Source organism: Micromonospora chersina, assembly GCF_900091475.1.
Taxonomy (GTDB): Bacteria; Actinomycetota; Actinomycetes; order Mycobacteriales; family Micromonosporaceae; genus Micromonospora; species Micromonospora chersina.
This window is the reverse complement of the sequence record NZ_FMIB01000002.1, coordinates 1,392,193-1,414,712: the sequence shown is the minus strand read 5'-3', so window position 1 is coordinate 1,414,712 and position 22,520 is coordinate 1,392,193. Positions and strand designations below refer to the sequence as shown.

Below are 22,520 nucleotides of genomic sequence, written 5' to 3'. Positions count from 1 at the left end.
CGAAGCGGCCCGGCGGGAAAATCGCCCGCCGGGCCGGCTCGGTACGGATCAGGTCACCACGGGCTCGGGGCCGGCGGCGGCACCACGGGCGGGCGGTCGTCGCAGGTGATGGTGTTCGGCAGCAGCCAGGGGGCGAGCCAGCCGTCGTTGCCGCCGAGGTCGGTGAGGGCGAACTCGGACCCGGCCGGGGTGAAGTGGAACGACCCGCAGTTGTTCACCGGGACCGCGCCGACGTTGCGCGCGTCCACGTTCTCGAAGGACGCCGAGCCAGCGGCCCGGGCGCTCACCACCGAGGTGCCGGTGCCGTCGACCCGGATGTCCCTGAAGTGCACGTTGCTGATGGACACCGCGTCCTTCACCGGCCAGTCGCTGACCAGCATGATCGCGTTGTAGGTGTTGTCGAGGTAGCTGTCGCCGACCACCTGGATGTCGGCGTCGATGCTGCGGTCCAGGGCGTAGAACCAGATGGCGCCGAGGCCGATGTTCCAGTTCAGGTCGTACGTGCCGGCCCGGACAGTGGTGTTGCCGGTGATCCGGAGCTGGCCGGTGAACGGCTCGGCGCCGAACCGGGACCCGATCTGGATGGCGCTGCCCTCGCGGACCGGGTCGGCGATCAGGTTGTGGGAGACGGTGAGGTCGGCGCCGCCGTAGAGGGCGATGCCGTTGGCCAGGACCGGGGACTGCACGGTGTTGTGGTCGAACGTGTTGTGCGCGTTGGCGGTCCCCTCCGACCACATGGCCAGCGCGTCGTCGCCGGTGTTGCGGATGAAGCTGTTCGAGATCGAGGAGTGCGTGACGCCGGTGTGGAAGTTGAGCCCGTCGGCGACCTGGTCGGCGATGACCGTGTCGGTGACCCGCAGGTCGGTCATCGGGCCGTCGAACCACAGGCCGACCTTGGTGTGGTGCAGGTAGAGCCCGTCGACGGTGGAGTGGCTGAGTGCGCCGCCGATCGCGTTGACCTGGTCGGTGTCGATGCGCTCGCGCACGTCGCCCTCGACGGCGAAGCCGGAGAGGTGGACGTCGCTGCTGCCGCCGTCGGCGGCGTCGCGGCCGTAGAAGCCGACGCCGGTGTGCACCGAGCCGTCGGGGGCCGGGGTGTCCAGGGCCACCTCGCGACCCTTGACGACGGTGTACCAGCTGCCGGCGCCCGCGATGGTCACGTCGTCCACGATGATGTGCCGGTTCACCTGGTACGTGCCCGGCGGCAGGTAGAGCGTGCGGTCCACCCGGCGGGCGTACGCGACGGCGCGGTCGAAGGCGTCGGCGGACTCGCGCCGGCCGGTCGGGTCGGCGCCGAAGGCCAGCACGTTCACGGCGTGCGGCAGCACCCGGGGCGGGGCCACGAGGTGGGAGTCCAGCAGGTCGATCACGGTCCACGCCGCGGCCGTGCCGGTCGGCGCGGTCAGCCGGACCACCTCCCCGGCCCGGTGGGTGCGGCCCAGCAGCAGTCGCTGCTCGTCGTAGAAGTGGTGCGGCCGGAACGGCTTGGTGATGACCGGCGCGGGCGTGGTGGCCGCCGGCACGCAGGAGCACTCGGTGATCCACCAGTCGGGGTGGAGCAGGTCGGCGCCGGGGTCGTTGGTGAACGGGTACTGGTTGTAGAGCCAGGCGTACTGCGAGGTGAGCGTCATGGTGCGGGCCGGGGCGCGCCCGACGGTGACCCGCAGCGGCGCGGTGATCCCGCCGCCGCCGGGCGCGTCGGGGATGCTGTACCGGACGGTGAGGGCGTTGGCCGCCTCCGGGAGGGTGAACTCGACGTACTGGCCGGGGGAGAGGCGGACCGCCCGCCGCCCGGACGCCTCGCCGGCGAGGGTGTACGCGGCACGGTCCGGGCCGATCACCGTGCCGGTGGTCCGGGCGTGCTCGGCCTCCTGCTCGACGAAGTCCACCGTGGCGCCGCGGCCGGTGACCAGCGCCTGGTCGAGCCCGGCCCGGGTGACCACGGGGGCCGGTCCGGCGGGACCGGCCGCAAGTGCGGCGCTCCCGGCCGGTACGGCCAGTGCGACGGCGGTGGCCGCCGCCGCGAGGATCCTGGCGATCGGCACGGCCGGGCGCAGGCCCGCCGCGCCTTCCACGCTCCGCTGCATCGGACTACCCACTTTCGCCGGGGGACGGGGGAGACGGTGGTGGCGTCGGCGCGGATGGGGGCGCGCCGGCCGGAAAGGTGACTCATGTTATTCCTGGGCTTTGTCGATATTCAAGCGCCTGCTTGTTCGAATCTTGCGCGGCCAGGATCGCCCGCCGGAGCCGCGTGCCGGACCGTCGGGCGACCGGGCGTGACCGCCGTCCAGCAGGGCCTTGTTCATTTCTTGCAAGAACACGACGTAGGATTGCCGCCGTGACGAAACGGTTGACGGAGGTGGCCCGCAAGGCGGGCGTCAGCGAGGCGACCGTGAGCCGGGTGCTCAACGGGCGGGGCGGCGTGTCCGAGGCGACCCGGACGGCGGTGCTGACCGCGCTCGACGTGCTCGGCTACGAGCGCCCGACCAAGCTGCGCGGCGAGCGGGCCCGGCTCGTCGGCCTGGTCCTGCCCGAGCTGCAGAACCCGATCTTCCCTGCCCTCGCCGAGGTGGTGACCGGCTCCCTCGCGCAGCGGGGGTTCACCCCGGCGCTCTGCGCCCGCACCATCGGTGGGGTGTCCGAGTCGGACTACGTCGAGATGCTCCTCGACCACCAGGTCTCCGGCGTCATCTTCGCGGGCGGGTCGTACGCCCTCGCCGACGCCACCCACGAGCACTACCGCCGGCTGACCGACCGCGGCCTGCCCGTGGTGCTGGTCAACGCGGGCGTCGACGAGCTGGGCTTCCCCCGGGTCTCCACCGACGACGCGGTGGCGGTCGAGCAGGCGTACGGGCACCTGCGCTCCCTCGGGCACGAGCACATCGGCATGGTGCTCGGCCCGGAGGGGCACGTCCCGTCCCGGCGCAAGCGCGACGCCATGGTCCAGGTCGCGGGGTGGACCGACGACACCGGGTACGTCGAGCGGTCGAGCTTCTCCATGGAGGGGGCGCGGGTCGCGGCGACCAAGCTGGTCGAGCGGGGTGTCACCGGCATCATCTGCGCCAGCGACGTGCTGGCCCTGGGCACCATCCGGGCCGCGCGGCGCCTGGGCCGGGCCGTGCCGACCGACGTCTCCGTGGTCGGCTTCGACGACTCCGCGTTCATGACCTGCACCGACCCGCCCCTGACCACCGTGCGGCAGCCGATCGAGACAATGGGCCAGGCCGCGGTGGACCTGCTGGTCACCCAGATCGAGGGCGCCGGCGTGCTGCACGACGAGCTGTTGTTCGAGCCCGAGCTCGTGGTCCGGGGCTCCACCGCGCCCGCCCCCCGCCGCTGACCATCCCGCCGGACGCCTCCGGCACCCCACCGCCTCCCCGACGATCCGCACCGACGCTCCGGCCGTCGACCGCCACCCGCGGTCGGCGGCCGTTTCGTCGTTGCCGGCGGAGGTGGGCTCCGAGAGGGACGAAAGCCGGAAGCCGGACCGGGCCCGCAGGGCTGGTCGCAACTGTCGTGACGAAGTCGTGTTCTTTCAGCAAACGATCGAAACCTTGCCGCAATGAGTCGACCTCGCTACAGTGACTCCACTCACACCTGGCCCCGGCGTCAGGCGGTGACGTTCACGCCAGATCAAGCGAACGCCATGGATACCCCGTTCCCCGAAGGGATGGACAGATGTCCGTACCGCAGTACCGGAAGGCTGCGGCGATAGCGCTCGTGGCCGGCCTGGGGCTCAGCCTCGTGGCTTGCTCCACGAAGAGCGACGACGCCGCGAAGGACGCCAGCGGCAAGGTCACCATCACCGTCGACTGCCAGCCGGTCGGCGCACAGAAGGAACTGCTGAAGAACTGGAACGACGACGTCGCCGAGTTCCAGAAGCAGAACCGGAACATCGTCATCAAGAGCGTCAGCGTCGGCGAGCAGTGCAACAACCCGCCGGACTTCACGGCCCGCCTCGCCGGCGGCACCGTGACCGACGTGTTCTACGGGTACATGACCGATCTCCAGCAGGTGCTCGACTCCGGTCAGGCCATGGACATCACGGAGTACGCCACCAAGGACACGATCCCGACCTGGGACAGCATCGACCCGGCACTCAAGGGCGTTTTCACCGACGGCGGCAAGCTCTACGCCGTCCCGGTGAAGAACTACTCGATGGGCCTGGTCTACAACAAGGTCCTGTTCCAGCGGGCGGGCCTCGACGTCAACAACCCGCCCAAGACCTGGGCGGAGGTCCGCGAGGCGGCCAAGAAGATCTCCGCGCTGGGCAACGGCATCGCCGGCTACTCGGAGTACAGCGCCGGCAACACCGGCGGCTGGCACTTCACCTCCCTGCTCTACTCGCAGGGCGGCCAGGTGCTCAGCGAGGACGGCAAGAAGGCCGACTTCAACAACGCCATGGGCAAGCAGGTCCTCCAGAACCTCAAGGACATGCGGTACGGCGACAACAGCATGGGCAGCCGCCAACTGCTGCAGTGGGGCGACCTGCTGACCAACGCCGGCGCGGGCAAGGTCGGCATGTTCATCGGCGCCCCGGACGCCACCCAGGCGATCGTGAGCCAGTTCCAGGGCAAGTTCCAGGACTGGGCCATGGGCCCGCTGCCCGGCCAGGACGGCCCGGCGAAGGCGACCCTCGGCGGCGGTGAGGGCTACTTCTTCAAGAAGGGCCTCACCCCGGAGCAGGTCAAGGCCGGTCTGAAGTGGATCGCGTACCAGAAGTTGACCCCGGGCAAGGGCCAGTTCGACTACGTCCGGGCCAAGCCGCAGAACTACCCGGTGGGCCTGCCCCAGCCGCTGCTGTTCGCCAACGGAAGCGACGCGCAGAAGCAGGAGCTGGAGCTGCGTAAGGCGAACGCGAACGTGGACACCGCGAACTTCGCGATCTTCGAGGCGAACCCGGTCCCGATCAAGGGCGAGCCCCGCAACGCGCAGGCCATCTACGCGGTGCTCGACGCCGCGATGTCGGGGGTCCTCACGAACCCGAACGCGAACATCGACGCGCTGCTCAAGACGGCCGAGGACAAGGTCAACCAGCTGCTGGCCGCCGGGAGCTGACCCGGCGCGGGTGGGGGCCGGCATCCCCGGCCCCCACCCTCCGTCCGCACACCGTCCGGCCACCCACCTTCCGCAGGAGACGTCTTGGCCATCACCACCGTCCCGGGTACCACCAGACGAGCGGGTCGCTCCGGGCCGCCGTACCCGTCACCGCCACGTCGTGGGGGCCTCGGCCGCAAGGTACGGGACAACCTCACCGGGCACGCGTTCCTGATCGGGGCGGTCCTCTGCTTCGCCGTCTTCTCCTGGTACCCGATGGTGCGCGGCATCGTGATGAGCTTCCAGCGCACCCGCCGGGGCGAGACGACCTGGGTGGGCTGGGACAACTACACCCGCATCATCGACGACCCCAGCTTCTGGACCGCCTGGCAGAACACGTTCTACTTCACCGCCCTCGCGCTCGTCCTCGGGTACGCGGTGCCGTTCTTCGTGGCGATCCTGCTCAACGAGTTCCGCCACGCCAAGGGTTACCTGCGGATCCTGGTCTACCTGCCGGTGATGCTGCCGCCGGCCTCGGCGCTGTTCCTCTTCAAGTTCTACGCGTACGACCCCAGCGAGGCGGGGCTGTTCAACGCGATCCTCGCGGCGCTGCACCTGCCCACGTCGGAGTGGATGCAGTCACCCGGCATGACCATGCCCGCCATGGTGCTGGCCTCCACCTGGATGAACATGGGCAGCGCCGTACTCATCTACCTGGCGGCGCTGCAGAACATCCCCGGAGAGCTCTACGAGGCGGCCGAACTCGACGGCGCCGGGATCTGGCGGCGGATCCGGCACGTGACCATCCCGCAGACCCGGCTCATCCTCGCCCTGCTGGCGATGATGCAGATCGTCGCCACCATGCAGCTCTTCATCGAGCCGCTGATCCTCGCCAACGGCGCCGGCACCGGGGACTCCGCGACCTCGGTCGCGTACCTCATCTACCAGCACGGCTTCTTCCAGAACGACCTCAACGGCGCCGCGGCGCTCGGCGTGATCATGCTCGTGGTGCTGGCCGGCTTCTCCGCCGTCTACGTGCGGCTGACCGCGAAACAGGACTAGGACGGACCAGGAATGGCACAGGACTCCGGCACCCGGACCCTCATCTCCCAGGCCCAGCTCACCCGTGGGCGCGGCAGGGTCATCTACTGGACGCTGCTCGCCGTCGTGGTGGTGGTGTTCACGCTGGTCTTCATCGGGCCGCTCTACTGGATGGTCACCGGCGCACTCAAGTCCGGCCAGGAGATCGCGCAGACCCCGCCGTCGCTGTTCCCGAAGGATCCCCAGCCGCAGAACTACGTCGACGCGTGGACCAACCTGCGCCTCGCCAAGCTGCTGTTCAACACGTTCTACTACGCCGCCGGCGCGGTGCTCTTCCAACTCGTCCTCGACACCGCCGCGGCGTACGCCCTGTCGAAGCTCCGGCCGGTGCTCGGCAACGTGATCCTCGGCCTGATGCTGGCCACGCTGATGATCCCGGCCATGGTGCTCATCGTCCCGCAGTACGTGACCGTGATCGACCTGCCGATCCTGCACCTCAACCTGCTCGACTCGCCGTTCGCCATCTGGCTGCCCCTGGTCGCGAACGGGTTCAACATCTTCCTGCTGAAACGGTTCTTCGACTCGATCCCCGAGGACCTCATGGCGGCGGCCCTCGTGGACGGCGCCACCCCGCTGCGTACCCTCTGGTCGATCATCCTGCCGATGTCGCGGCCCATCCTCGGCGTGGTCTCGATCTTCGCGGTGACGGCGGTCTGGAAGGACTTCCTCTGGCCGAAGCTGGTCATGCCGTCGCCCGAGACCCGGACGGTGAGCGTCGGCATCTACGCCTTCTCCGGTGGCACGCCCATGAACGTGGTGATCGCCGCCTCGGTCATCGCGGCGATCCCGACAGTCGTCATCTTCCTGATCTTCCAGCGGAACATCATGTCGGGCCTGACCACCGGCAGCCTCAAGGGCTGACCGCACCCGCACCCCACCGGCGACACCTCCCGCGGCGAACGACGACAGTTCGCCCGGCCCCCACATCCAGGTCCGGCGAACCCGCCGACGTACCGACGCAGAAAGCAGGTGCTCGTGTCCACACCAGACAGCGGTCCGTGGTGGCGTGGAGCGGTGATCTACCAGGTGTACCCGCGGAGCTTCGCCGACGGCGGTGGCGACGGCGTCGGTGACATCGCCGGCATCCGGTCCCGGCTGCCCTACCTGGCCGAGCTCGGCATCGACGCGATCTGGTTCAGCCCCTGGTACCCCTCACCCATGGCCGACGCCGGCTACGACGTGGCCGACTACCGCGACATCGACCCGGTCTTCGGCACCCTCGCCGAGGCGGAGGCGCTGATCAGCGAGGCGCACGCGCTCGGCATCCGGACCATCGTCGACGTCGTGCCGAACCACTGCTCCGACGCGCACCCCTGGTTCCAGGCCGCCCTCGCCGGCGGGCCGGACGCGCCGGAGCGGGAGCTGTTCTGGTTCCGCCCCGGCCGCGGGCCCGGAGGCGACCAGCGGCCCACCGACTGGATCGGCGAGTTCGGCGGCCCGACCTGGACCCGGACCGTCAACCCGGACGGCACTCCCGGCGACTGGTACCTGCACCTGTTCGCCCCCGAGCAGCCGGACTTCAACTGGGACCACCCGCGGGTGCGCGCCGAGTTCGAGGACATCCTGCGGTTCTGGTTCGACCGCGGGGTGGACGGCATCCGGATCGACTCGGCCGGGCTGCTGGTCAAGGACGGGACGCTGCCGGAGACCCTGCCCGACCGGCCGCATCCCTTCCGCGACCTCGACGGGGTGCACGAGATCTACCGCGACTGGCGGCGGGTGGCCGACTCCTACCCGGGCGACCGGGCCCTGATCGGCGAGGTGTGGCTGCCGGATCGGCAGCGGTTCGCCAACTACCTGCGCCCGGACGAGCTGCACGCCGCCTTCAACTTCGACTTCCTCGGCTGTGCCTGGGACGCCGCGGCGCTGCGCGAGAGCATCGACGGGACGCTGAGCGCCCACGCGCCGGTCGGCGCGCCGGCCACCTGGGTGCTCTCCAACCACGACGTCACCCGGCACGTCACCCGCTACGGCCGGGCGGACACCCGGTTCAGCTTCGCCGCCAAGCGCGAGGGCATCCCCACCGACCTGGAACTCGGCACCCGTCGGGCGCGGGCCGCCGCGCTGCTGTCCCTGGCGCTGCCCGGCGCCGCGTACGTCTACCAGGGGGAGGAGCTGGGGCTCTGGGAGGTCGAGGACATCCCGTACGAGCTGCGCCAGGACCCGATGTGGGAACGGTCCGGCCGGGTCGACCCCGGCCGGGACGGCTGCCGGGTGCCGCTGCCCTGGACCGGTGACGCCCCGCCGTTCGGGTTCAGCCCCGACGGTGCGGCGGCCGCGCCCTGGTTGCCCCAGCCGGCCGACTGGAAGGACCGCACGGTCCGGGCGCAGACCGGTGACCCGCACTCGATGCTGGAGCTCTACCGGGCGGCCATCGGGATCCGCCGGTCCGAGGCCGCGCTCGGCGACGGCGGGCTCACCTGGCTGCCCGCCCCCGACAAGGTGCTCGCCTTCGCCCGCGATCCCGGCTTCACCTGCGTGGTCAACCTCTCCGCGGCCGCCGTGCCGCTGCCCGCGCACGAGCGGCTGCTGCTCGCCAGCGGACCGCTCGACGACGACCGGCTGCCGCCGGACACCGCGGCCTGGCTGCGGACCCGCTGACAGTACCCGGCGTCGGCGGCCCGTCCCGGCCGCCGGCGCCGCCCGAGCAGGAAGGAGGAGCGAGACACCGCACCGCACGGGGGACCTGGCCATCCGACGAAAGGGAGCGCACCCCTCATGGCCGACCACACCACCCCGCACCACCCGCGCCGCCGCCGGCTCCGCGCGGGGCTGGCCGCCCTCGCCGGCGCCGCGCTGGCCGCCACCTCCGTCACCGTCGTGGCGCTCACCACCACCGCCACCCCGGCCCGGGCCGCCGGGCTGTCCCCGTTCGACATCGCGGGCCGTGGCGCGACAGTGCCCTTCGTCGAGCAGGAGGCGGAGAAGGCCGTCCATACCGGCACCCGGATCGGCCCCGACCGCCGCTACGGCACCCTCCCGTCGGAGGCGTCCGGCCGGGAGGCGGTCACCCTCGACGCCGTCGGCGAGTACGTCGAGTTCACCCTCACGGCGCCCGCCAACGCGGTCACCTTCCGCTACAGCCTGCCGGACAGCGCCGCCGGCACGGGCCGGGACGCCAGTATCGACCTGCGCGCCGGCGGCGCCCTGGTCAAGTCGGTCCCGGTCACCTCCCGGTACGGCTGGTACTACGGCGGTTACCCGTTCAACAACAACCCCGGCGACACCAACCCGCACCACTTCTACGACGAGACCCGCACCCTGTTCGGCACGACCTACCCGGCCGGCACGAAGATCCGCCTCCAGGTCTCCTCGACCGCGCAGTCGCCCACCTTCACCATCGACCTGGCCGACTTCGAGCTGGTCGGCGGCCAGATCGCCAAGCCCGCCGGCGTGCTGGACGCGGTCACCGACTTCGGCGCCGACCCCACGGGCGCCACCGACTCGACAGCGAAGTTCCAGGCCGCCGTGGACGCCGGCCGGGCCCAGGGGAAGACCGTCTGGATCCCCGCCGGCACCTTCACGCTCTGGGACCACGTGGTGGTCGACGGGGTGACCCTGCGCGGCGCCGGGCCCTGGTACTCGGTGCTCGGTGGCCGGCACCCCACCGACCGCAAGCGGGCCGCCGGCATCTACGGCAAGTACGTGCCCGGCGGCGGCTACGGGGGCGAGATCCGGCCGCACGAGGCCGGCGGGCCCAGCCGCAACGTCACCCTGCGGGACTTCGCCATCATCGGCGACATCCGGGAGCGGGTGGACGAGGACCAGGTCAACGCCCTGGGCGGTGCCATGTCGAACTCGGTGGTGGACAACCTCTGGTTGCAGCACACCAAGGTCGGCGCCTGGATGGACGGCCCCATGGACAACTTCACCATCCGCAACAGCCGGATCCTCGACCAGACCGCCGACGGGGTGAACTTCCACTGGGGCGTCACCAACTCCACGGTGACCAACACCTTCGTCCGCAACACCGGCGACGACGGCCTGGCCATGTGGGCGCAGAGCGTACCGAACGTCAACAACGCCTTCACCTTCAACACCGTCGGCGTCACCATCCTGGCCAACAACCTGGTCACCTACGGCGGCCGGGACATCCGGATCACCGACAACGTCACCGCCGACTCGGTGACCAACGGCGGCGGCATCCACGTGGCCAACCGCTATCCCGGCGTCAACGGCCCGACCGCGGTCGCCGGCACGATCACCGTCGCCCGCAACACCCTGATCCGCAACGGCAACTCCGACTACAACTGGCGGTTCGGCGTCGGCGCGCTCTGGTTCTCGGCGCTCAACGAGCCGATCCAGGGCGCCACCATCAACGTCACCGACACCGACATCCTGGACAGCTCCTACGCGGCGCTGCACTGGATCGAGGGCCAGACCAGCGGGATCAACCTGAACAACGTGCGCATCGACGGCGCGGGCACCTTCGCGCTCCAGGTGCAGGCGCCCAGCCAGGTCAGCTTCACAGGCGTCCGGGCCAGCGGCATCGCCCAGGCCAACCCCATGTACAACTGCGTCGGCAGCGGCTTCCAGATCACCCAGGGCGCCGGCAACTCCGGCTGGTACTCGGCGAGCCCGTACTGCGGGCCCTGGCCCGAGCCGCAGTGGGGCAACGGCCCGTCGAGCCCGCCCACCCCGACCCCGACCAGCCCGACGCCCAGCCCGACCCCGAGCCCGACGCCGACCACCCCGCCGCCGTCGGGCGGCAACCTCGCCCTCGGTCGGCCGGCCACCGCGTCCAGCAGCACCCAGACGTACGCGGCGGCGAACGCGGTGGACGGCAACGCCGGCACCTACTGGGAGAGCGCCAACAACGCGTTCCCGCAGTCGCTGACCGTGGACCTCGGGTCGGCGCGCACCGTCGACCGGGTGGTGGTGAAGCTGCCGCCGGGCTGGGAGCGGCGTACCCAGACGCTGTCCGTGCTCGGCTCGACCGACGGGTCCACCTGGTCCACGCTGAAGGCGTCGGCCGGCTACACCTTCGACCCGGCCACCGGCAACACCGTGACGATCCCGCTCACGGCGGGGGAGCGGCGGCACCTGCGGCTCAGCGTCACCGGCAACACCGGGTGGCCGGCGGGCCAGGCCGCCGAGTTCGAGGTGTACGGCGGCAGCACCACCACACCGCCGCCGACCACCACGCCGCCCCCGACCACCACCCCGCCGCCGCCGACCGGCAACCTGGCCGCCGGGCGGCCGGTCACCGAGACCAGCCACGCCGACGTGTACGGCGCGGCCAACACGGTCGACGGCAACGCCGGCACCTACTGGGAGAGCGCCAACAACGCCTTCCCGCAGTCGCTCACCGTGGACCTCGGCGCGACGTACCCGGTGTCCCGGGTCGTGCTGAAGCTGCCGCCGTCCTCGGCCTGGCAGGCCCGCACCCAGACGCTGTCGGTCCTCGGCTCGACGGACGGGTCGACCTGGACCACGGTGAAGGCGTCGGCCGGCTACACGTTCGATCCGGCCACCGGCAACACCGCCACCGTCACCTTCCCGTCCGCCGGCCGCCGCTACCTGCGGCTGACCTTCACCGGCAACACCGGCTGGCCGGCGGGCCAGCTCGGCGAGTTCGAGGTGTACGCCACCTGACCGCCCCGGGGTCCCCGCGGCGCGGCGGGGACCCCGTCCCACCCCCCACCACACCACCTCTCCACGTCCCCGGAAGAAGGTGTCCCTCCACCATGTCCAGATTCCGTACCCGGCTGGTCGCGGTGCTCGCCGCGGTCGCGCTGGCCGTCACGGCCCCGCCCCCGTCCCCGGCCGCCGCGGCCGGCGGTCCCAACCTCGCGCTCGGCCGCACCGCCACCGCCAGCAGCGCCAACGGCCCGTACGCGGCCGGCAACCTCACCGACGGCAACGCCGGCAGCTACTGGGAGAGCGCCGGCAGCACCTTCCCCCAGTGGGCCCAGGTCGACCTCGGGTCCGCCCAGTCGGTCGACCAGGTCGTGCTGAAGCTCCCCACCGGCTGGGAGTCGCGCACCGAGACCCTGTCGGTGCAGGGCAGCACCGACGGCAGCAGCTTCACCACACTGCTCGCCTCGGCCGGGCGCACGTTCAGCCCGGCCAACGGCAACACGGTCACGCTGAGCTTCCCGGCCGCCAGCACCCGGCACGTCCGGATCGCGATCACCGCCAACACCGGCTGGGCCGCCGCGCAGCTCGCCGAGCTGGAGGTGTACGGGACCGCGAACTCCTCGACGAACCTGGCCCTGGGCCGGACCATGGCGGAGAGCAGCCACTCCGACGTGTACGGCGCGGGCAACGCCAACGACGGCAATCCGGCCACCTACTGGGAGAGCGCCAACAACGCGTTCCCGCAGTGGATCCGGGTCGACCTCGGCGCCGCCGTTGCGGTCAACAAGGTGGTGCTCAAGCTCCCCACCGGCTGGCCCGCGCGCACCCAGACGCTCACCGTGCAGGGCAGCACCGACGGGTCCACCTTCAGCACCCTCGTCGCCTCCGCCGGGTACGCGTTCGACCCCGCCGGCGGCAACACGGTCACCGTCACCGTCGGCACGGCCACCACCCGGTACGTGCGGCTGCTGTTCACCGCCAACACCGGCTGGCCCGCCGGTCAGCTCGCCGAGCTGGAGGTCTACGGCCCGGCCACCGGCGACACCCAGCCGCCGAGCGCCCCCGGCAACCTGGCCCTCACCGAGCCCGCCGCCGACCAGGTCCGGCTCACCTGGACGGCGTCGACCGACAACGTCGGCGTCACCGGCTACGACGTCTACGCCAACGGCACGCTGCGCACCAGCGTCAGCGGGTCGACCCTGACCTACACCGACACCCAGCCGGCCGGCGCCACCGTCTCCTACTACGTGCGGGCCCGCGACGCGGCCGGCAACCAGTCGGCCAACAGCAACACCGTCACCCGCACCGGCAACACCGGGGACACCACGGCGCCGACCGCGCCGGGCAACCTGGCGTACACCCAGCCGGCCAGCGGGCAGATCCGGCTCACCTGGACGGCGTCGACCGACAACGTCGGCGTCACCGGCTACGACGTCTACGCCAACAACGCGCTGCGCGGCAGCGTCAACGGCTCGACGCTCGCCTACACGGACAGCCAGCCGGACAGCGCCACCGTCTCCTACTACGTCCGGGCCCGCGACGCCGCCGGGAACGTCTCGGCGACCTCCAACACGGTCACCCGCACCGGCAGCACGCCCGGCGGCACCAACCTGGCCGCCGGCAAGCCGATCACCGCCTCCTCGGTGGTGCACGTCTTCACCGCGGTCAACGCCAACGACAACGACGTGACGACCTACTGGGAGGGCGCGCCGGGGGCGTACCCGAGCACCCTGACCGTCGCGCTGGGCGCCAACGCCAGCATCAGCGCGATAGTGGTCAAGCTGAACCCGGACCCGGTGTGGGGGCCGCGCACGCAGACCTTCCAGGTGCTCGGCCGGGAGCAGTCCGCCTCCGGCTTCACCAGCGTGGTCGGCTCGGCGACGTACTCGTTCAGCCCGACCAGCAGCAACACGGTGACCATCCCGGTGAGCGCCACCGCCGCGGACGTGCGGCTCCAGTTCACCGCCAACTCGGGCTCGTCCAACGGGCAGGTCGCCGAGTTCCAGGTGATCGGCACCCCGGCGCCGAACCCGGACCTCACCGTCACCGCCCTGTCCGCGGCGCCGTCCGCGCCGGTGGAGACCGACCCGGTCACGCTGTCCGCCACCGTCCGCAACGCCGGCACCGCGCCGGCCGCCGCCTCCGCGGTGACCTTCTCCCTGGGTACGACGACTGTCGGCACCGCGGCCGTCGGCGCGCTCGCGGCCGGCGCCTCGGCGACCGTCACCCTCGCCATCGGCGCGCGCAACGCCGGCACCTACGACGTGACCGCAACGGCCGACGAGGCGAACACGGTCATCGAGCAGAACGAGTCGAACAACAGCCGGACCACCTCGCTGACGGTCAGCGCGGTGCCCAGCTCCGACCTGGTCGCCGGGGCGGTGAGCTGGTCGCCCGGCACGCCGAGCGCCGGCGCCACGGTCACCTTCTCGGTGTCGATCCGCAACCAGGGCACTGTCGCCTCAGCCGCCGGGGCGCACGGCATCACCCTCACCGTGCTCAGCGACACCGGCGCGGTGGTGCGCACCCTCACCGGGTCGTACAGCGGCACCCTGGCGGCCGGGGCGACCAGCCCGCCGGTCGACCTGGGCACCTGGACGGCGGCGAACGGGAGGTACACCGTGCGGGTGGCGCTCGCCGCCGACGCCAACGAACTGCCGGTCAAGCAGCAGAACAACACCAGCGACCGGCCGCTGTTCGTCGGCCGGGGCGCGAACGTCCCGTACGACACGTACGAGGCCGAGGACGGCCGGGTCGGCGGCGGCGCGCAGGTGGTCGGGCCGAACCGGACCATCGGCGACCTGGCCGGCGAGGCGTCCGGCCGCCGGGCGGTCACCCTGAACACCACCGGCGCGTACGTCGAGTGGACCACCCGGGCCGCCACCAACACCCTGGTCACCCGCTTCTCCATCCCCGACGCCCCGGGCGGCGGCGGGATCGACTCGACGTTGAACATCTACGTCAACGGGGTGCTGCACAAGCCGATCAACCTGACCTCGAAGCACATCTGGCTCTACGGGGCCGAGGCGGGCCCGAGCGACTCGCCCGGCGCCGGCGCACCCCGCCACCTGTACGACGAGGCCAACGTGATGCTGAACTCGACCGTCCCGGCCGGCGCCACCATCCGGCTCCAGAAGGACCCGGCCAACAGCACCACGTACGCGATCGACTTCGTCAACACCGAGCTGGTGTCACCGCGGGCCAACCCGGACCCCGCCCGCTACAAGGTGCCGAACGGCTTCAGCCACGCCGACGTGCAGAACGCCCTGGATGCCGTCCGGATGGACACCACCGGCACCCTGGTCGGCGTCTACCTGCCGCCGGGTACCTACGACACCGCGCAGAAGTTCCAGGTGTACGGCAAGGCGGTGAAGGTGGTCGGCGCCGGCATGTGGTACACCCGCTTCCAGACGCCCACCAACCAGCAGAACACCGACGCCGGTTTCCGGGTGGAGTCCTCGGCGAGCGGGTCGACCTTCGCCCACCTGGCGTTCTTCGGCAACTACACCAACCGGATCGACGGTCCGGGCAAGGTGTGGGGCGAGCTGAAGGACGTCGACAACATGACGCTCGACAGCGTCTGGGTGGAGCACACCGTGTGCGCGTACTGGGGGGTGAGCGTCAGCGGGCTGACCATCCGGGACAGCCGGTTCCGCGACACCTTCGCCGACGCCGTGAACATGACGAACGCCAGCACGAACAACCTGGTCACCAACTCGGAGGGCCGCTCCAACGGCGACGACGCGTTCGCGCTGTTCTCCGCTACCGACCAGGGCGGCTCGGGCGGCAACCACGGCAACGTGTTCGAGAACCTGACGGCCACGCTCACCTGGCGGGCGGCCGGGGTGGCGGTGTACGGCGGCTACGACAACATCTTCCGCAACCTCTACATCGCCGACATGCTGACGTACTCGGGCATCACCATCAGCTCGCTGGACTTCGGCTACCCGTTCGTCGGGTTCGGCGCCAGCCCGCCCACCCAGTTCCAGAACGTCTCGCTGATCCGGGCGGGCGGGCACTTCTGGGGTGCGCAGACGTTCCCCGCGATGTGGCTGTTCTCCGCCTCCAAGGAGTTCCGCGGCATCCGGGTGTCCGACGTGGACATCGTCGACCCGACGTACTCCGGGATCATGTTCCAGACCAAGTACAACGGCGGCCAACCCGAGAACCCGGTCACCGACACGGTCTTCACCAACGTGTCGATCTCCCGGGCGAAGCGCAGCGGTGACGCCTTCGACGCCAAGTCGGGCTTCGGGATCTGGGCCAACGAGATGCCCGAGCCGGGGCAGGGCCCGGCGGTCGGCTCGGCGACCTTCACCAACCTCCGGCTGACCGACAACTACCAGGACATCAGGAACACGACAAGCACGTTCACCATCAACCGCAACTGACCCTCGGGTCGGCGGGCCGCCGGGAGGACACCCCTCCCGGCGGCCCGTCGCGGTCACAGCCCGGCGCAGGCCGCCCCGTCGACAGTGCAGCCCTCCGGTCCCGTGGCCGTCAGGTCGGGATCCCGGACGTCGAACCGGATGGTGGCCGACCCGCCCGCCGGCACGGCCGCGCCGGTGAAGGTGACCACCGCACCGTCCTGCTTCGCCTCGGCCCCGTTGACGGTGCCGACCGTGGCGCCGTCGCCGAGCGTGACGGTCACCGTCCAGCCCGACCGCGCCGACGGACCGGGATTGCTCAGCACCACCTGACCCCGGTAGCCGAACACCCGGTCGGAGACGGTCTCGTAGCTGGCCTCCAGCGGAGCGGCCGGCGACGGGCTGGGGCTCGGCGTACGGGTGGGGGAGGCCGACGGGGTCGGGTCCGGCGCGACGCTGCGGCGGGTGGCCGACGGTGTGGCCCGTGACGGCGTCGCCGTCGGGGACCCGCTGCTCGCCGACGGCACCACGAGCGGCGCCGACGGCGGCGGGGCGGCCGGCGCCGTCGGCGCGGGCCGGGTGGCCCACACCGTGACCCCGGCGGCCGCCCCGAGCACCACCAGCACCGCGGCCACGAGCACCGCCCGGCGGCGACCGGCCCGGCTGTGTACGTCACCGAGCAGCCCGACCACCGGCAGCTCGGCGGTCAGCCCGCCCTCGGCGCGGCGCAGGTCGACCTGCTGGAACGCGATCCAGTCGAGGATCGCCGGGAGCCGGCCGGTCACCGCTGCCTGGTGCTGCTCGGCGCGCCGGTCGGCGTCCCAGTCGCCCTCCTCCAGCACCTCGCGCACGGACAGCCGGGAACCGTGGCCGGTGGCGACGATGTCGCAGGCCAGCCGGGTGCTCCGGTCCGCTTCGCGGCAGCGCAGCACCAGCCGCTCCGGCGCGCGCAGCTCGACCACCTCGACCTCGGTGTCGGCGTCGTACCCGGGCAGCCCCGAGGTGCGCAGCAGCGTCCGGTCGCCCACCGACTCGCTTCCGGCGAACCACTTGGCGAGCAGCTCCCGTTCCGTGAGGGCCTGCCAGATCCGTGCCGGCGGGTGGAACAGGTCTACCTCGGTGGCGATCTCGATCACGCGGAGACTCTAAGGGTCGCCCCGCCGGCCGTGTCGGACGGGCGATCCCTACTCCTCGGGCCGCTCCGGACCGCCGTCGTGCCAGCGGGCGCGGAACGCCGCCTCGCTGGCCTCGTGGCTGGCCTTCTCCTCGTAGACGGCCCGGCGCAGCGCGGCGCGCGCCTCGGCCATCATCACCAGCTCCACCGCCACGAGGGCGACGCAGATCGCGGTGAGCAGCCCGAGCGCGGCGAGCGCCGGCAGGTGCCGGCCCACCGGCAGCCCGGCGGCGAGCGCCACGAGGGTGGCGACCCGGGTCCACGACACGGTCCGCAGGGTGCGCAGCTGGAACGCCATGTCCGCGGCGAGATAGAGCATCACGCCGGCGAAGAGCAGTGGCACCGCCGGGCCGTGGGCCCGCTCGGCCACCCCGCCGACCGGGTCGGTGATGGTCCGGACCAGCTCCTCCGCACCGATCGCGAACAGGATCACCCCGGCGATCATGGGCAGGTACAGATAGGCGTACGCGTCCCGGGCCATGGCCACCCGCGGGCGGCCCTCGGCGGCGTGCAGCGCGATCCGGGCGGCCGGGCCGATCATGTCGAAGTGCGCCCACCAGAGCGCCGCGGTGAACAGGATGCCGAAGATCGCCGCCGGAATGGCGGGCCAGGTCACCGGCTTGCCGATCAGGTTGCCGCCGACGCCGACCGAGATCACCGACTCGCCCAGCGCGATGATCAGGATCAGGTCGTAGCGTTCGGTCCAGTGCTCGGCGGAGGTGATCTGCCAGCCCTCCGCGCCGGCCAGCAGGCCGCTGGCGTACTGGATGACCACCACGGCGATCCAGAGCCCGTCGCGCAGCCAGAGCCCGAGGCCGGGATCGTCGACCTCGGGCGGGAGCAGCGCCGCGATCAGCAGCAGGCACGTGGTGATCAGCACCTCCGGGGCGAGCTGCCAGAGCTTGCGCCGGGCCGGCGGGTCGCCCCGGGTGGCGTACGCGTAGAGCGACATGTGGACGGCGCGGATCACCATGTAGCTGACCGTGACCAGGATCGGCCCGGCCGTGCCCTGCTGGAGGTTGCCGAAGGTCTGCGGCAGGGCCAGCGCGAAGGTGAAGAGCGCCACCATGCCGATCACCATGAGCACCGGCACGAAGCCCTCGCCCAGCCGGAGCCGGCTGGCCACCGCGCTGTGCACGACCCAGCACCACCAGAGCACGGCGAGCACGAGCATGGCGTGCAGCAGTTCCCGCGGTGTCACGTTCGCGGCGGTGGCCCGGGTGATGATGAAGAACGACACCACGAAGACGAGGTCGAAGAAGACCTCGAACTTGTCCACCCGGGCGGCCGGGGCGACCGGTACGGCGGGCCCCAGCCCCTTGCCCCACCTGTCGCGGCCCACCGACCGAGTCTGTCAGCGGCGGGTCGGCCCCCGGGGCGGAATCGACCCGCATCCCGGCCGGCTCGTCAGGTGGTGGGCCGGCCCAGGTAGGTGAGCGGACCCGGGTCCGGCACCGGGATGACGTGGAAGCCCAGCCGGTCGTAGAAGCCGCGGGCGCGGACGTTCGCGCTGACCATGCCGACGTGCAGCGCGGGCGCGCCGGCCCGGGCGGCGGCGGCCAGGAACGTCTCCAGCAGCCGCCGGCCGTGGCCGCGCCCCTGGTGGCTGGGGAGCAGGTCGATGTGCAGGTGGGCCGGGTAGCCGGCCAGCTCCGGCACCAGCATCCGTTCGGGGTGGTGGTGCAGGGCGATCATCTCCTCGTCCGGGGTGCGTGGGTCGCCGGACGGCTCGGGGTAGCGGTGTGCCAGCCGGGGGATCCAGACCCGTCGGTAGGCGCGGACGAAGGCGGGGGTGTCGGCGGTGCCCACCACGTAGCCGACGACCCGGCCGGCGTCGGCCAGCACGAACGCCAGATCCGGTTCGAGGTGCACGTAGGGGCCGGCGAAGAGGTCGGGCATGAGGTCGTCGGAGGCGTACCTCCCGCGGGCGTCGCCGCCGGCGTCGGCGGTGCGGACGCAGATGTCGTAGACCGCGTCGTGGTCGGCGGGCCGGTACGGCCGGACGGCCGCCGTGGATGTCGTGGTGCCGCTCATGCCGGGACCGTACGGCGTGGTACCGCTCTCACCGAAGCCCCGGCGGCCCGGGTTCACCCAGCCGCTGGCGGGCCAGGAACTTCGGCACCACCATCCGCCACGCCTCGCAGACCAGCTCGGTCATCTGGGCGTGGTCGAGCCGCTCCAGGTGGCAGCAGACCCAGTTGAACCTCAGGTCGGAGGGGCGTGGGAGGAAGAACAGGGCGGGCTCGGCGGCGATCAGCCCGTCGCGCTGCTCCCTGGGGTAGCCGAAGCCCATGGTCTGCTCGTCGCGGCTGAACGCGACGTAGACGATCGCGCCCACCCGGAACTTGATCCGGTCGTGGATCAGGTGCTCGCTGGTGCGGGGGAGCGTGCGGGCCAGGGCGCGGACCTCGTCGACGGTGACCACGCCGAGGACGCTAGCGCCACCCTCCGACAGTCAGCCGGTCGCCGGGGTGGCGTGCGCGAGCGCGGCCCGGAGCGTGCCGGTGAGCGGCTGGTCCGGCGCCTCGATCCACTGCTGGACGGCGACCCGCAGGGTCGCCAGAAAGGTCGCGGCGAGGATCCGGGCGCGCAGCGGCCCGTCGGCGCCGGTGAGCCGGCGGCCGATCTCCCCGGCCAACTCCCGCTCGATCGCCGTGTACGCGGCCACCTGGTGCGCCACCAGGCCCGGGTTGCCGTGCAAGCGGCGGCGCCGGGCGAGCCAGGACTCGGCGGTCTCGCCGTCCATCTCGTCGGCCTGGCGCAGCGCGGCACGGCTCAGCGCCGCCCACGGGGTCAGGTCGGCGGGTTGCTCGGCGATCAGTTCCAGCAGGCGGCGCAGCCGCATGGTGTCGCCGTGGAAGAGCGCCTCCTCCTTGCTGGAGAAGTAGTTGGAGAACGTGCGCCGGGACAAGTTGGCGGCGTCGGCGATCGCCTCGACGGTGACCCGGTCCGGCCCCTGCTCGGCGGCGAGGCGCAGGGCCGCCTCGTGCAGGGCGAGGCGGGTCGCCGCCTTCTTCCGCTCCCGCAGCCCGGTGGCCTCCTCCATGGGTTCCAGCGTACGTGATCCGTTTCTCAATGAGCAAACTTGCCTACTGCGCAAGATTCGCGAATGATTGCTTGAGGCAACCAAGGCAGGGGAGGGGAAGAGTGGACGCCACCAGCCAGGAACTCGTCACGCGGTTGCAGGACATGCTGACCGGCGTGCGGCTGCTCAAGCAGCGGCGCGCGGACGACCGGCCGGCCGTGCCGCCCGGCCTCGTCGGCCTGCTCCGGCACATCGACCGGGGCGCCGACACCGGATGCCACGCCCGGGACCTGGCGGAACGGAGCCGGCTCGACCCCTCGACGGTCAGCCGCGCGGTCGCCGCCCTCGTCGCCGACGGCCTGGTGGACCGGCGCACCGACCCGGATGACCGGCGGGCCAGCCACCTGACCGTCACCCCGGCCGGCCGTGCCGCCCTGACCGAGGCCTACGACTGGTACGGCGGGGTGCTCGCCCGGGCGCTCGCCGACTGGACCCCCGGCGAGGTGGCGGCCCTGTCCGCCGCGCTCGCGCGCCTCACCCGCGACCTCGAGGTCGCGCTCACCCGACACGACAACCTGGAGGACGCGCGATGAGCGCACCCACCGCGACGGCGGACGCCGAGCCCATGAACCGGCGGCAGACGCTCGAGGCCCTCAGCGGCCTGTTGCTGGTGCTCTTCGTGGCCATGCTGAGCAGCACGGTCGTCTCGACCGCCCTACCGAAGATCATCGGATCCCTCAACGGCTCGCAGACCCAGTACACCTGGGTGGTCACCGCCACCCTGCTCACCGCCACGGCGACCACCCCGATCTGGGGCAAGCTCGCCGACCTGTTCAACAAGAAGCTGCTGATCCAGGTCGCCATCGTGGTCTTCCTGGCCGGCTCGGTCGCGGCCGGCTTCGCGCACTCCGCCGGCCAGCTCATCGCCGCCCGTGCCTTCCAGGGCATCGGCGTCGGCGGCCTCCAGGCCCTGGTCCAGGTGGCCATCGCGGCGATGATCCCGCCCCGCGAGCGGGGCCGCTACAACGGCTACCTCGGCGGCGTGATGGCGCTCGCCACGGTCGGCGGTCCGCTGCTCGGCGGCCTCATCGTGGACACCTCCTGGCTCGGCTGGCGCTGGTGCTTCTTCGTCGGCGTGCCCGTCGCGATCATCGCGCTGATCCTGCTCCAGGTGACCCTGCACCTGCCCACCGCGCGGCGGGACAACGTGAAGATCGACTACCTGGGCGCCACCCTGATCGCCGCCGGCGTCAGCCTGCTGCTGGTCTGGATCTCGTTCGTCGACGACTCGTTCGCCTGGCTGTCCTGGCAGACCGGCGCGATGGTCGGCGGCTCGGTGCTGCTGCTCGCCCTGGCCGTCCTCGTGGAGTCGCGGGCCGCCGAGCCGGTCGTGCCGCTGGAGATCGTCCGCGAGCGCACCACCGCGCTGGCCATCCTGGGCAGCCTCGCGGTCGGCATGGCGATGTTCGGCGGCGCGGTCTTCCTCGGCCAGTACTTCCAGATCGGCCGCGGCTACAGCCCGACCGAGGCCGGCCTGCTCACCATCCCGATGATGGCCGGCGTGCTGCTGTCGTCCATCGTCGCCGGCCGGCTGATCACCGCCAGTGGGAAGATCAAGCCGTACATCGTCGCCGGGTCGGTCATCCTGGTCGCCGGCTTCGCCCTGCTCGGCACCATCGACCACGAGACCTCGCTGGTCCTGGTCGGCGCCGCCATGTTCGTGGTCGGCGTGGGCGTCGGCATGACCATGCAGAACCTGGTGCTCGCGGTGCAGAACACCGTGGCGCTCAAGGACATCGGCGCGGCCAGCTCGACGGTGGCGTTCTTCCGTTCCCTCGGCGGCACCATCGGCGTGTCGGTGCTCGGCGCGGTGCTCGCCCGCCGCGTCACCGACCGGATCACCCACGACCTGGCCGCGGCCGGGATCCCCACCTCGGGCGGCAGTGGCGGCAGCACGCTCAACCTCGCCGCCCTTCCCGAGCCGGTGCGCAACATTGTGCGGGCCGCGTATGGTGACGCGACCGGGCACATCTTCCTGATCTCCGCCGCCATCGCGGTCGTCGGGATCCTGGCCGCGCTGTTGCTCAAGCCGGTCACCCTGCGGTCCAGCCTGGACCTGCCCGACACCGCCCGCTCGGTCGCCGTCGCGGCCGACGCGGTCGACGGGGCGCCCGCCTTCGACGAGGTGGCCGTGGACGTCACGGGCCCGGGCGAACGCGCCCGCCGCTGACGCCCC

15 protein-coding genes are annotated in these 22,520 nt (G+C 71.9%); 9 read left to right on the top strand and 6 right to left on the bottom strand.

The genetic code is table 11. The features are described 5' to 3' along the window. Window positions 1–53: 53 nt before the first annotated feature. Window positions 54–2,087: a glycosyl hydrolase family 28-related protein gene (locus GA0070603_RS06505; RefSeq protein ID WP_091308614.1), complete on the bottom strand. Its 2,034-nt coding sequence runs from the start codon at window positions 2,085–2,087 to the stop codon at window positions 54–56. A gap of 251 nt (window positions 2,088–2,338) precedes the next feature. Between GA0070603_RS06505 and GA0070603_RS06500 the strand changes: the two genes are divergently transcribed. The 7 genes from GA0070603_RS06500 to GA0070603_RS06470 all read left to right on the top strand — a co-directional run bounded on the left by GA0070603_RS06500 (window position 2,339) and on the right by GA0070603_RS06470 (window position 16,109). After that, window positions 2,339–3,340 carry a LacI family DNA-binding transcriptional regulator gene (locus GA0070603_RS06500; RefSeq protein ID WP_244282436.1) on the top strand — a complete coding sequence of 334 codons (1,002 nt, stop codon included), beginning with the start codon at window positions 2,339–2,341 and terminating at the stop codon, window positions 3,338–3,340. Between the two features lie 338 nt (window positions 3,341–3,678). Beyond that, window positions 3,679–5,058, top strand: a complete 1,380-nt coding sequence (locus GA0070603_RS06495; protein WP_091308611.1) for an ABC transporter substrate-binding protein — start codon at window positions 3,679–3,681, stop codon at window positions 5,056–5,058. Window positions 5,059–5,142: 84 nt separating this feature from the next. Next, entirely contained in the window at window positions 5,143–6,099 is a 957-nt protein-coding gene (locus GA0070603_RS06490; RefSeq protein WP_091308608.1) for a carbohydrate ABC transporter permease, read from the top strand. A 12-nt stretch (window positions 6,100–6,111) separates the two neighbouring features. Then, window positions 6,112–6,999: a carbohydrate ABC transporter permease gene (locus tag GA0070603_RS06485; protein WP_091308605.1), complete on the top strand. Its 888-nt coding sequence runs from the start codon at window positions 6,112–6,114 to the stop codon at window positions 6,997–6,999. Window positions 7,000–7,113: 114 nt separating this feature from the next. Next, window positions 7,114–8,739, top strand: coding sequence for a glycoside hydrolase family 13 protein (locus GA0070603_RS06480; RefSeq protein WP_091321637.1), 1,626 nt, complete (start codon window positions 7,114–7,116; stop codon window positions 8,737–8,739). 117 nt (window positions 8,740–8,856) lie between these two features. Then, window positions 8,857–11,733 carry a galactose-binding domain-containing protein gene (locus GA0070603_RS06475; protein WP_091308601.1) on the top strand — a complete coding sequence of 959 codons (2,877 nt, stop codon included), beginning with the start codon at window positions 8,857–8,859 and terminating at the stop codon, window positions 11,731–11,733. A 92-nt stretch (window positions 11,734–11,825) separates the two neighbouring features. Next, window positions 11,826–16,109, top strand: coding sequence for a discoidin domain-containing protein (locus tag GA0070603_RS06470; protein ID WP_091308598.1), 4,284 nt, complete (start codon window positions 11,826–11,828; stop codon window positions 16,107–16,109). 53 nt (window positions 16,110–16,162) lie between these two features. Here the strand turns inward: GA0070603_RS06470 and GA0070603_RS06465 are convergent, their stop codons facing one another. From GA0070603_RS06465 to GA0070603_RS06445, 5 genes are all read right to left on the bottom strand, one after another. Next, window positions 16,163–17,221: an SRPBCC domain-containing protein gene (locus tag GA0070603_RS06465; protein WP_091308595.1), complete on the bottom strand. Its 1,059-nt coding sequence runs from the start codon at window positions 17,219–17,221 to the stop codon at window positions 16,163–16,165. Window positions 17,222–17,269: 48 nt separating this feature from the next. Next, window positions 17,270–18,601, bottom strand: coding sequence for a low temperature requirement protein A (locus GA0070603_RS06460; RefSeq protein ID WP_091308592.1), 1,332 nt, complete (start codon window positions 18,599–18,601; stop codon window positions 17,270–17,272). A gap of 65 nt (window positions 18,602–18,666) precedes the next feature. Further along, a complete protein-coding gene (locus GA0070603_RS06455) occupies window positions 18,667–19,293 on the bottom strand; it encodes a GNAT family N-acetyltransferase (RefSeq protein WP_091321635.1) in 627 nt (208 codons plus the stop codon). Window positions 19,294–19,321: 28 nt separating this feature from the next. Then, window positions 19,322–19,684 (bottom strand): MmcQ/YjbR family DNA-binding protein, encoded by a 363-nt coding sequence (locus GA0070603_RS06450; protein WP_091308590.1) that lies wholly within the window; start codon window positions 19,682–19,684, stop codon window positions 19,322–19,324. A gap of 30 nt (window positions 19,685–19,714) precedes the next feature. Then, window positions 19,715–20,305, bottom strand: a complete 591-nt coding sequence (locus tag GA0070603_RS06445; protein ID WP_091308587.1) for a TetR/AcrR family transcriptional regulator — start codon at window positions 20,303–20,305, stop codon at window positions 19,715–19,717. A 101-nt stretch (window positions 20,306–20,406) separates the two neighbouring features. On the opposite strand from GA0070603_RS06445, the gene GA0070603_RS06440 reads away from it, so the two are divergent. After that, entirely contained in the window at window positions 20,407–20,877 is a 471-nt protein-coding gene (locus tag GA0070603_RS06440; protein ID WP_208862826.1) for a MarR family winged helix-turn-helix transcriptional regulator, read from the top strand. Beyond that, entirely contained in the window at window positions 20,874–22,514 is a 1,641-nt protein-coding gene (locus GA0070603_RS06435; protein ID WP_091308584.1) for an MDR family MFS transporter, read from the top strand. The genes GA0070603_RS06440 and GA0070603_RS06435 overlap by 4 nt, the downstream gene beginning before the upstream one ends. The last annotated feature ends 6 nt before the right edge of the window (window positions 22,515–22,520 follow it).